The sequence below is a fragment of the Streptomyces sp. WMMC500 genome (assembly GCF_027497195.1).
Lineage (GTDB): Bacteria > Actinomycetota > Actinomycetes > Streptomycetales > Streptomycetaceae > Streptomyces.
On record NZ_CP114905.1, the window covers coordinates 1,393,364 to 1,406,772 of the forward strand.

Consider the following 13,409-nt stretch of genomic DNA (forward strand, 5'->3'; position numbering starts at 1 on the left):
ACTTCCCGCGCCCATGCCCTCGCCCGGCCAAGCCGCCAGCAGCCTGTCCTCGCCGTCCGGCTCGCGAAGAGAAACGACGTTGGGGGCATACTCACCCGCCCGGTTCACCACACCGGGCTGCCGGCCAGGCACGCGGAGAAGGAACTCGTCCCCCCCCACCTTCCGCACCAGCGCACCGTTCACCCGCCCCCCGTCTGCGGCTACCAGCCACGGCATGCCCACCTCCGGGATCACCAGACGATTCCGGGAACCGATCACAGGCTCAAGCAGTCCTGCACCTCCCTCGTGGACATCGGCGCGCGATAGGTGGGATCCGTTGAAGTGGAAGAAGTCGGCGCCGTCCCCCTCCCACTCCACCAGGATCCGGTCGCCGCGGCGTATTGCCCGGCCGGGTACCTGCGCGGAGACGGTGTGGTCGAACAGCAGCCCGGCTTCCGCGCCGCTTGGTGGCAGGGCAGCGACTACGGATCCGTGTTCCGAGCCGGTGAAGACGAGCAGGTCGTGCGTAAGCTCTCCCAGCCTGTTCACCGCCACGTTGCCGTCGGAGCCGAGCACTATCACCATGCCCTGCCATTCTGAAACGAACGAGTCTTCCGGCGCCGGCCCGTTCCAGTCCATCAGCCTGGGTGGGCCGTGGTCGGGAATTATCAGGAATTCTCCGAAATGGAGCACTTCGGTGATGTCATCGGTCTCGACGACGAGGGCCCCGGAGACGAAGCGGCCGGTGCGATCGTGGAGAGTGGCGACTCCATCCCGCTCCACCAGGATCCGTTCCCCATCGAACGCGGCCCTGCCGGCGGCGGGGTGCGCGGTGCCGTGCTGGAGCAGATGAGCGGCGTCCTCGTTCTGCGGCACGCTGACGTCGACGACATCGTCCTCGCCCAGACGGACCGGGACGATGGCGTGCGCCCAGCGGCCACGGTCATCCACGATCGCACGCCCCACGCCGGGCACGTCGACGACGATCTGCTCCTCGCGCCACTGCGTCGTTCCCGTTGCATCGGTCCAATCCTCGCGCCACCATGTCGCGGTCGCGCCAGGCACCGGCTCCCCGGTGGCCGGGTCCAGCACCAGCAGCCGCTGGAGGTCGTCAGCGGCGGGAAAGATCCTGAGGGCGTACGAGGCCGCAGCGTCGTCGAATCGACCGCCCCGCAGGGTGTAGACCGTTGCTCGTACGAAGTTCGTGACGTCGCCGTCGGGTTGGGGGAAGAAGAAGGTTGCCCGGTTGCCCGCCGCGTCGTCCAGCCGCAGCTCGGCACCGAGTGGCCAGATGTTGTCGTTCGGCCTGACCCCAGCCTGCGGCAGGCCCGCCGTCTGCGCCATCCGCATCGGCATCGCGTACAGCCTGCCGTTCCACGGATATCTCTCGGTGGCGTCCAGCTCCACTACCCGGTGCGTGACCGTTCCGCTGCCGTCCACCACCAGGCTCCGGCCGTCCCTCTCGACCACCCAGATGCGCCGGCCGTCGCCTATCGGAAACACCGTGTAGTCCAGCTCAGTGAGGCTGTTGCCCTCCAGCCGCCAGATCTGGTGGCGGAGGTTCGGCGCCATCACGAGGCGGTTGTCCTGCCCGACCAGGTCGTCCAGCGAAGCATGCCGCACGACCCGGTACTGGTCGTAGTAGTGTCTGTTGAAGAGTCCGTACTCATCCCCGCGTCTCACCAGGAAGACGCCCTCCTCGCCGAACGGCACCGCCGAAGCAACCCAACGCCCATCCTCGAAGTCGAGCACTCGGCCGGCGCCCACGCCGTCCAGCGGCATGACCGCGATCTCGCCAGGAGTCAGTGCGAAAGCCAGGGCTGTGAGACGTCCGGCATTGTCGATCACTACGCCCCGCTCGCCGATCACGACGAGCACCCCGTCGGAGTTCCGGTCGACCTGCCTGTCGAACGTGTCACCGTGCCGGGCCAGCACGCGAGCATCGAAGGCCGGGTCACCCTGCGGATCCCGCACCTGGGTCTGCCGCTCAAGGGCACTCTCCGGGATGAACACCCTGTAGCCGTCCAGCGAACTGCCGCCTATGTCCTGCCACCGGCCGAGCGGCTGGCCGGCCACGTCCCATTCGCGGAGTCCGTGGGGGGGCGACCAGACCGCGATCGTCTCCGGCCCCAGACGGCTCGGCACCAACTCCGCTCCCGGAGGGCCGCCGTACAGGCGCAACCGGCCGTCCCACATGACAAGGACACCGCTCGTCGCGCCCTCCGAATCCGTCAGCCGCACCATGTCCTCGACCGGCACCCCCTCCCCGTCCGTCACGACCCACGGACGGTTCGGCGGGATCACCAGGACAGTGCCTTCGGGCATCGGCGTCACGACGGCATCCATCGGCTGCCCGTCTCCGCCCGCCAGGAACGGCGCGCCGTCCTCGGGGAAGACGAGGTGCTCGTTGTCCGCGAACGGCGAGCCGGACGGCGTCGCCTCCGTCCCCAACCAGCCACCGCGGTTGTCGAAGATCTGGTCCGTGCCCCCGTGCCGCAGCACGAGGCGCGCCCCGCCCAGCCTGACGAGCACCTCGAACGGCAGTGGCGCGCCACCCCCGAACGAGAACACCGCCGGAGCCCCGTCACCGTCGACCGGCCGGAGCAGGAACGCTCGGGCGAGGCTGTCCGGCCCAGATCTGAGCTGGACGACGGTGTCGGCGACCCGGCCCGACTCGCTCATCGCCATCAGGTGCCGACCGGGCGCCACCAGCGCATATCCCCGCCCCTCTAGGGGCCTCACACTCGGGTACTGGAGGTGCTGCCCGGCGGGGTGTTCCAGTGTGGGGCCCTCTGTTCCGCGGTAGAGCCACCACCCGCCCATCAGATCGCTCGCGTCCTCGGGCACGCGGGCAGCCGTCGCACCCAGCGGCGCACCATCCCGCCCGTACACCTCCAGGAAGCCGTCATCCCGCGCTCCCCCCGCACGGACGGTGTCACCGACAGCCCACGCCGCCTCCCCCGTCGGCCGCAGCTCCGAACCCTCCCACAACTCCCCCCGTCCCCCACCAAACGGCACCACCGCAACCCGCTCCGACCTCTCCTGCAACCACACCACACGGTCGGTACGAAGCCCCTCACCATCCACCACCGCGACCATGTCCCCCCGCACCCGCACCAGGAACACGCCACCGCCCAGCCCGTCTACCGACACACCCTCCGGCACCCGCCCATCCATCCCCAGCACCTCGGGATCACGCCCACCACCCAGCCGACGCACCACCAACGAGCCGGCATCCACCGGCCCCTCCCCCAGCAGACGCAACTCAGACCGCAACACCCCGTCCAGACCGCGGAACTCGACATCCGCACCCTCCGCCAGCGTGATCCACCCGGCCTCCCGGTACACCCCCACCGGAGTGGTCACCTGCCGGCCGTCGCTCTCCGGGAACAGCAGCCCCGCGTCGTCCCCGGTCCGCGGCAGCACGACGAACGACCCGACGGGCTCCCCCGCCTCGTCGAGCACCCGGACCGCATCCTCGGCGTACCTTCCCGCCGGATCGAGCACAACCCTCGACTCGTCGGGCCGCCGCACGAGGTACAGGTTCTCGGCCTCCACCTTCCAGGCGGTGAAATCGTCGGCCACCCAACCGCCCGGCCCCAGCACCAAAGGCGAGCCCGTATTGCCGAAGATCACGGAATGCCGACCCAGCGGCCCGCCCGCATCGGCGCCCTGCACCTCCACCGGCACACCACGCCGATACGTCCAGACCATGCCGCCAACCTGCAACGGCCCCGTCACCTTTGTGCCGTCGAGCCTGATCGCCATGGACTGGCCGCCGGGAATGACCTGGATGGCATAGAAGGCATCGGACTCGCTGCCTGTCCTGGCGCCGATCGCGTATGCCACATGGCTTGTCTCGACAAACCAGTTCATTATCCGCGCAGGCCGACCGGGCACCTCCACGAGGAGATTCCCAGTGGCCCGCATGGGCGTCACATTCACCTCTTCCACGCGCTGTCCATCGGCGCCGATCACGTGCGCATCGCGGCCTGACATGGGCACGTAGAGGAAGGTGTCGAAGCCAGGGCCGTCATCCATGAGGTACCCGCGCCCCAGCAGACTGCCGTCCTCGTGGTAGATCCTGTACTGGACGGTACTCCTGACGTGGATGGTGTCTCCGACGATCCTGGCGTGCGTACTGGTGCCGGCATCGCCTCGGACGTCTGGGGCGTTGAACACGTAGCGAGCCTCGCCCTGCCCGTGCGCCGGCACGACGACGATCTCACCGGTGGGTGTCCGGTTCTCGTGTAGCAACGTCACTTCCCGCTGTGCCCCCGCCGCCGGGGAGTCTGCGGTCGGGGAGGTGGCGCGCTCCATGAAGGCGACGGGATCGCCGGACCCGCCAAGGGCAACCGGCGGAAGGCCGGGGCGCGCGGCGAGCCGTTCGCTCAACTGCCGCAGGATCACGGACCTGTCCACCAGATCCAGCCGCCACACCTCCACCTCATCGACAGAACCCAAACCCGCAGGAGCGCTGTCCCCGTCATCGATGAACCGGCCCGTGTCCGCCTCGAACCGCGCACGCCACCCGTCCGGCCCGTACACCGCAAACCACCGCTCACCCCCCGGCTCCCCCTCCAACCGCACCACACGGTCATACAACCGCGAACCATCCCCAGCCCGCACCAACGGATACGGCACACCATCCCCACCAACCAGCACCTCCACATCCACATGACCCACACGCCCCGTCAACGACAACACCCGATGCGTCAACTCAGGCCGCCCCACCACCCCCGCCCCCTCACCACCCACACCACCGGAACCCACCGACACCGAACCCGCCGACGCACCCCGGCCAACCCCGCGCACCATGCCGACCCAGGGTTCGCCGAACCCGTCCCACTCCTCGCCGTCACGCAGGAGCGCCGCCTCCAGCGTGGCGAAACCCTCGGGGTCGACCTCCGCCTCACGGTCGAGCTGCGCCCTCTCCAGTTCGAACTCGAAGCGGTAGCGATACCCCCCGTTGGGGTACCCCTCGTCTGGGTACCGCTCAAGCCAGAGTCGAGCCAACGCCTGCTCCTCCACGGAGAACTGCAGGTACTCACTCACATTGATCCTGCTGCCGCCCGGCAGCTCGCGGGAATCCTCGGAGTGATAGCGACCGGAAACGAGGTCGTACCGGATCAGATGGCGATCGGCGGTGAACACCGTCACGGCTTCGTCCCGGAACGCCGCCGCGCCGGCCACCGGAGTCCCGTCCATGTGCCTCAGCACCGGGAACAGCGTGCCGTCCGGCCGGAACGACGCCAGCACGTCCTCGTGGCCTTCCCGGCCCCGCAGGACAAGGACGCCGTGGGTGACGTCCCCATCGGCGTTGATCATGAAGCGCTGCCCTGCCGTCTCGAGCAGGTACTGTCCGCCGACGTCCAGCCGGGAAACCGACACGCCCTCCACCGGCTCGCCGGCCTCGTTCACCAGACGCGGCCCGCCACCCCCGGCCGGATCCCACATCCGGAACCCGACCAGCCGCTCGCCCACCACCACGCGACCGTCCGGCCCCCACAGCAACGGCGCGACGCCACCGGTCACCGGACTGCCCACGAACCGGCCCGTCTCCACCCGCATGTCCTGAATCGGCGCGACGTTATGGGTGTACTGTCCACCCTCGGTCACCACACCGTTGGGCACCCCGTCCACCTCGACGACGACACGGTTGTCCGCCAACTGCACCAAGTGCACATGCGCGAGCACAGCCCCGTCCGCCGACGCAGCCCACGGCGCGCCGCCGTCCTGCGGGTACACCAAACGGTTCCCGACACCGATCAGCCGGCCGAGCGCGTCGTCCTGGGCCACACGCTCAAAGACTTGCAGACGACCCTCCAGGTCGTAGCCGTAGATATTCGTGAACAACGGCCGCCGGTCCACCATCAGCCGGCCGCCGCTCGCGGTTACCTCACCCATCACCGCATGCACCTGACCGTCCCAGCCCTCCCGGAAGACCAGCCCGGGACCCGTACCACTCCTCGGCCAGGCCGCCAGGACCCCCGTGCCCGCACCGTCGAAGACGATGCGGCCCGTAAGAGGAGTGACGTTGTACGTGTGTTCGCCCGCCTGGTTCACCACGACGCGGCCCTGATCGGGACCCGAGAGAAGGAACTGTCCCGGCAACGCCCGCGGCATCCGCGCAGCCAACCGCTCCGTCCCGTCCGTGGCCACCAGCCGCGGCACGCCCCGTGCCGGAATCACCAGGCGATTCCCGGCGCCGATCAGGGCGCGGAGCGCATCTGTCTGCGCACCTTCCCCGACGGCAGACACCCCCGTGACGAAGACGCCGTCCCGACGGTAGAAGCCGGCGCGGCTCCCCTCCTCCTCCACCAGGAGCATGTCCCCCCGCGTGGTCACCTGGCCGGGCAGCGGAGTGCCGGTGACGCTGTGGAACAGCCTCCCGACCGCCCCGCCCCCGACAGGCAGAGCGACCGTCGTCCCGTCCTGCGGAGCGCTGAGATCGACCAGGTCGTGGGTATGCCGTCCCTCTCTGTCCACCACCAGACGCCCGCGGCTGGTGAATATCACCAGGTCGTCCCCGTTGTCCACCATCCTCCCGTCCGTGCGCCCCGGGTTCCAGGTCATCAGCCGGGCGGAGCCGCGGTCCGGAACCACCAGGAAATCCTCGGGGCCGAGCACATCGTGGAGAGCGTCGGACTCGACGATGCGGGCCGGGGAGTCGAAACTGCCGTTGAAAAGGTGCAGGGCGAGTGTTCCTCCCTGCTCCTCCACCAGGATCCGCTCGTAGTCGACCGTGGCCCTGCCGGGGGCGAGTCCCCCGGCGTCACTCCGGAGCTGCGCGACGGGGAGTACACGGTCTCCGCCAGGCCGCGGCACGGTGACGGAGAAGCCGGTGGGTTCGTTCTGGCGGCCGGTCAGCGGGACGATGTCGTGCCATTCCCTGCCGTGTTCGTTCACTACCGCGTGCCCCACGCCGGGCACGTGGACCACGATCCCGTGATCTTGCCACCACGTCGCCGTCGCACCGGGCACCGGCTGCCCGCCGAGCGCGTCCACCACCTGTGCCGACGGTTCGGCTCCGAGCCGGATCGTGAGCGCGTACCGGACCTCGCGGCCGAAGGGACCGCCCCACAGGTGGAAAACCCTTCCCAGTACGGCGTCGGAGGTGAAGAAGTCGGCACTGCGGCCCACCCTGTCGTCCACGCGCAGCCTGGCGCCCTCCATCCAGACCACATCCCGCGGCGTGACCCGCTCCCCCGGCCGGTCCACAGGAATGGCGTAGAGCCTTCCGGGCGGTTGTCCGTCCTCCGCATCCAGCTCGACGACGCGGTGGGTGATCGTGCCATCGTCGCCCAGCATGACTCCCCGGCCGTCCTCCTCGATCAGACGGATGGGCACGCCGCGCTCCCGCTCCCACGCGGTGAAGTCGACCCTGGACAGCGCCCCGTTCTCGTCCATCCGCCAGATCCCGAGGTCACGGCGTTCCGGAACCACGAGGCGGCTGTCTCGCCCGATCAGGCTCTCCAGCGAGTCATGTGCGACGACGCGCGCGGCTGTCGCGTCGTAGTGCACGTCGGCGACGATGTAGCGGCCCGCATGCTCCACCAGGAACGTGCGGTGGCTGAACGGTGTCGCCGAGCCCCGGAGCGGGTCCCCCGTCTGCACGTCGAACAACCGACCGGCGCTCGTGCCGTCCCGTGGCACGACGGCGAACACGCCCCTCGTTGCGGCATCCCCCTCGATCAGGAAGGCGTCGTCGAATCGGCGTACGGGGTAGTCGACCACCACGCCCATCCGGCCCCGGACGAGCACAGCCACCCCGGTACCTGGTCCGGCGAACTCTCGGAAGAAGCGGTGGCCGTACTGGGGCATCACGACTGCGTCGCGAACCGGGTTGCCTTCCGGGTCGAGCACCCGGGGTGCCGGCCCCTCGTCACGAACCGGGGTGAACACGCTGTGGCCGGGCAGCGGACCCTCGTCCATGTCCCACCACCGGCCGGCCAGGCGCCCGCTCACGTCCCACTCGTAGGTTGCCACGGGCGTCCGGACCGCGATCGTCTCCGGCCCGAGACGGCTCGGCACCAACTCCGCTTCCGGGGGGCCGTAGAGCCGCAACTCGCCGTCCCACATGACCAGCAGATACGGCCTTCCGCCGGCCGGGTCCGACAGCCGCACCATGTCCTCGATCGGCTCCCCCGCGGGGTCCGTCACGACCTGGGGACGATTCTCCACGCTCACCACAAGGGTGCCGTCGGGTGTCACGCTCACGCGGGAACCGGGGATCCGCTCCCCATCCGGTCCCACCAGGAGCGGCCTGCGGCCGCCCTCGAACCGCAGCGCGTTCCCCTCGAGAGGGGTGCCCGAGGGAACCGGCTCCGACCCCACCTGGACACCGGACCTGTTGTAGACCAGGTCTGCACTCGCGTCCGTGCTCTGCCAGCGCAGCACGGTCCGCAGCCCGCCCAGTTGGCTGCGTGCCTCATGCAACAGTCCCGCGCCATCCCGCCCGAGCGCAACAAGGGCCCCGTCGCCCGCGGTCGGCCGCAGCAGGAACGCCTCGGCCGACGCACCGGCATCCCGCCTGAGCGGAAGGACGACATCCTCCCCGGCGGCGTCTTGCAGTGTGGGGCCCTCTGTTCCGCGGTAGAGCCACCACCCGCCCATCAGATCGCTCGCGTCCTCGGGCACGCGGGCAGCCGTCGCACCCAGCGGCGCACCATCCCGCCCGTACACCTCCAGGAAGCCGTCATCCCGCGCTCCCCCCGCACGGACGGTGTCACCGACAGCCCACGCCGCCTCCCCCGTCGGCCGCAGCTCCGAACCCTCCCACAACTCCCCCCGTCCCCCACCAAACGGCACCACCGCAACCCGCTCCGACCTCTCCTGCAACCACACCACACGGTCGGTACGAAGCCCCTCACCATCCACCACCGCGACCATGTCCCCCCGCACCCGCACCAGGAACACGCCACCGCCCAGCCCGTCTACCGACACACCCTCCGGCACCCGCCCATCCATCCCCAGCACCTCGGGATCACGCCCACCACCCAGCCGACGCACCACCAACGAGCCGGCATCCACCGGCCCCTCCCCCAGCAGACGCAACTCAGACCGCAACACCCCGTCCAGACCGCGGAACTCGACATCCGCACCCTCCGCCAGCGTGATCCACCCGGCCTCCCGGTACACCCCCACCGAGACGGGCAGTTGCCCGCCGTCAGCCTCCCGGAACAGCAGCCCCGCGCCGTCCCCGGTCCGCGGCAGGAGGACGGACGCCCCGAGGGGGGCGCCGTCCTCTCCGGACAGACGGACCGGGACGCCGGCGTATATCCCGGCCGGGTCGAGCACGGTCCATGACTGATCGGGGAGCTGCACCGGATACAGGTTCTCGCGCGCCACTCTCACAGGGGTGAAACCCGCTGCCTCCTGCCCGTCCGGCGTCCGCACAGAGGGCGAGCCCTCGGCGTCGAAGGCCAGGCGGTTCTCACCCAGCGGCCCGCCCGCGTCGGTGCCCCGCACCTCCACCGGCACGCCATCCCGATAGGTCCAGACCTCGTTCCCCCGCCGCTCCGACTCCGTACGGACTCCGCTGCCCTGTGCCGCCGGGCCCGGGGAGTCAGCGGTCGGGGGGTCGGCGGTCGGGACGACGTCACGCTCCATGTAGACGTTCTGGTCGGTGGACGTGCCACGGGCCGCGGGCAGCGGGGGCAGACCGCCACGGGCCAGGCGCCGCTCCAGGACTCCCTGCCAGACCTCAGCCCTGTCAGCCTCATACAGCCGCCAGAACTCCCCCTCATCCACCCGGTTGAGACCGGCCGTCCTCTCGCCCTCACCCAGGAACCGACCGGAATCCGGATCGAAATGCGCCCGCCCATCCGGCCCATACACCACCAACCGCCGCTGCGACGGCGCACCCTCCAGCCGCACCACCCGGTCATACAACCGCGTACCATCCACCATCTCCACCAACGGATACGGCCCCGGCCCACCCCCATCCCGACCAACCCACACCCGCACATCCGCCTGCCCCACCCACCCCGTCAGCAACAACGGCCTGTACGTCTCCTCAAGCAACCCCACCGGCTCCGGCACACCCGCGTCCTCAAGCCACGGCAGACGACCCGCGCCAAGACCGTCCTCCCAGCCGGCGGGCAAGAGCGCGGGCATGTCCTCAGACACCCCCGCGCCCGGATCGACGTCGAACCTGACGTCGCGCGCCATCATGACCACCGGATCACCGGAGAAGGCCGAGGTCGAGGCGTCGTCCGACGAGACCGACTCCGCGCGACGGCGGAACACCTCGTGCAACTCGGAGAGGAAGCTGTCCCGGTACGCCTTGTCGTGGTGCCGCTGCACCCACGCGACGGCGAGCCGCTGCTCGGCCACGGTGGGGAATTCCATGTAGTCCGCCACGCTGATCCCGTCGCCACCGTAAGGGCCGTCGTCGCCCTGGGAACGAACACTGCCGGAGCCGGTGTCGTAGTGGGCCAGGCGGCCGCCGGCCCCGGACACCGTCAACGTGCCGTCCGGGCCCGGCCGCACCACCACGTCGTCCACCGGAGTCCCGTCCATGTGCCTCAGCAACGGGTACAGCGTGCCGTCCGGGCGGAAAGACGCCAGCAGGTGCGCCCGGCCCGACGGGCTCGGCAGCATCAGGACGCCGTATCTCACCTGACCATCGGTATTTACCAGGAAGCGCTGACCCGCCGCCTCGAACAGATACTCTCCGCCGACGTCCAGCCGGGAAACGGACACGCCCTCCACCGGCTCGCCGGCCTCGTTCACCAGACGCGGCCCGCCACCCCCGGCCGGATCCGACACCCGGAACCCGACCAGCCGCTCGCCCACCATCACACGACCGTCCGGCCCCCACAGCAACGACGCAGCGCTGCCGGCCACCGGCCGGACCACGAACCGGCCCGTTCCCACCCCGTCGGCCGTCACCGGCACGACCTCCTGGGCGTACTCACCCGTACGGGTCACCAGAACAGCGCCCGCACCCTCCGCTTCAACGACGAACAGGTCTCCCGCCAGCCGGGACAGCCGCACACGCTCGAGCGCAGCCCCGTCCGCCGATTCGGCCCGCGGCAGCCCGGTGTCCGGGAGCACCAGCCGGTTCCCGGCACCGATCAGGTCACCGAGCCGGTCGTCGCCCGCAGTCCGCTCGACGGACCTGGGCCGGCCCTCCAGGTCGTGGCGGAACGTGACACCCTCCCGCTCGACCACCAGCCGGCCACCGCTCACCGTCAGCCGGCCGGGCGCCTCCTCCAGCGCACCGTCGCCGATTTCCCGGAACAGCACTCCGGAGACGGTTTCAGCCTCACGCCTCGTCCAGACTGCCAGGACCCCCGCGCCCTCGCCGCCGACGCCTGGTTCGGCAAGCGGTACGACGTGGTAGGTGTGCTCGCCCACCCGGTTCACCACACCACGGGCTTGATCAGGCACCGAGAGAAGGAACTGCCCCTCCCCCAGCTGCGGCATCGGCACACTGTCGACCGGCACCCCGTCCGCGGTCACGACCCACGGCCGGCCCCGCTCCGGTACCACCAGGCGGCTCTCGTCACCGATGACGGCGCCGAGCGGCCATCCACGCCCGTCGAAGACATTCGCTTCCGCGAGGAGGCGGCCATCGAGGGCGTAGACGGCGAATCCGCCCGGTTCCTCCTCTTCCACCAAGATCCTGTCGCCGCTGAATGTCACGTCACGGTCTATCCGCGCACCGCTACGCCTGTCGAACAGCAGCGCCGCCCCCGTGCCGCCCCGCGGCGGTACGGCCATCGTCTCGGCATGCACATCGCCCAGATGGATCAGGGGTTGGGTTTGCCATGTCGCCAGGTCCACCGCCAATCGCCCGCGGCGCGAGAACGCGATCACCAGGTCGCCGTGGTCCACCACGCGCGCGTCCGGCACCCGGCTCCCCCACCAGGCCATCAGCCGGGGCGAGCCGTGTTCCGGAATCACCATGAACTCCCCGGTGCGTAGCACGGGGCGCATCATCTCGGGGTCGGCGAACCGAGTGACCCGGGAGTCGAATCGGCCGTGCACGTCGTGAAGAGTGTAAACTCGCGCCCGCTCCGCCAGGATCCGTTCCCCGTCGAAGGCGGCCATGCCGGGATCAGCGTCCCAGGTGTCCATCCGGAGCAGCCCGACGGGCTGCCGCGCGTACCGCGGTACGGTGACGGCGATGCCGGTGGGCTCGTCCGGGCGGACGATCGGGACGATGTTGTGCGTCACCATGCCCCATTCGTTGACCACCGCACGCCCCACGTCGGGCACGTCGACCACGATCCATCGCCGGTGCCACCACTTCGCCGTCGCACCGGGCACCTGCTCCCCGGTGGTTGCTTTCACCACCTGTGCCAGCGGGTGGTCGTCGTACTGGATCACGAGCCTGTATGCGGTCGTCTGGTCGAAGGGGCCGCCCCGCAGGACGTTGGACGCTCCGACCACCCGGTTGACGCCCGCGTCGAACCCGTAGAGGCCCAGGAAGGTGGCCCCGCCCGCCGTGTCGTCCATACGCACCCAGGCATCAAACAGCCAGACCGCGTCGGGCAGCTCGACGTCTTCGGGCGACATGTCCGCCGTCCGCTCAGCCGGCACGGCGTAGTACCTGCCGGGCAGGTGATCGATACTGTCGGCCAACTCGAAGACGTGGTGGGTGATGCGCCCCTCTCCGTTCACCAGAACACGTCCGTCGTCGGACGCGGCACTCCCGCCCTCGGTCACAGTAAGTCCGTTGTCGGACGCGGCACTTGCGTCCTCGGTCACCGTAAGTCCGTCGTCGGACGCCGCACTGCCGCCCTCCGGCACGGAACGCCCGTTGGTGGACATGTCGATCAGGCGAACGACGTTGCCGTTCACCCTCCATTCCGTGAAGTCGAGCCTGGAAAGGGCCCCGTCCCCGTCGATCCGCCACATTCCCAAGCCGAGCTCACTCGGAACCACGAGGCTGCTGTTCGGCCCGAGCAGTCTGTTCACCGCGGGCCCCTGCACGATGGATGCCTGCGGGGAGAACTGGCCATGCGGGGCGAAGAACATGTTCTCGCCCGAGCGCTCCACCAGCATCGCGCCCTCTCCGGACGCCACCGTGCCCTCAAGCCGGTCACCGGTCCGGAAGTCGAACAGTTCACCGCCGGTCCGGCCTGCTCCGCTCGGCACGACGACGAGAAACCCTCCCCATGTCCCCTCCTGAGGGCGGTAGGTCATGTAGTGGACGTCGTGGGTGTAGCGCCAGGTACCGTTCCGCCTCTCCATCACCACGCTGGTCCGGCCTGGGTCCACCACGAGCACCGCGTCGTCGGACTCGTCGAACCACCGGGTGAGACCGTCCTCACGCCGGGCGAACACAGTCGCGTTGACGCGCGGGTTGCCGTCCGGGTCGAGCAGCCGGGGCTCCGGCCCGTTCGCATGTATCGGGGCGAACACCGAGTAGCCGGCCAGCGGGCCCTCCTCCAGGTCGTGCCACCGGCCGGCGGGAC

The 13,409-nt window shown here is 70.0% G+C and carries 1 protein-coding gene (cut by both window edges); it reads right to left on the minus strand.

Every position in this 13,409-nt window falls within one protein-coding gene, locus O7599_RS05730, for a hypothetical protein (RefSeq protein WP_281620998.1), read on the minus strand. The gene is 47,496 nt long; 17,652 of those nucleotides lie to the left of the window and 16,435 to its right, leaving coding positions 16,436-29,844 in view, spanning codon 5,479 (partial) through codon 9,948 (complete); the first complete codon in reading order (the gene reads right to left) occupies window positions 13,405-13,407. Both the start codon and the stop codon lie outside the window.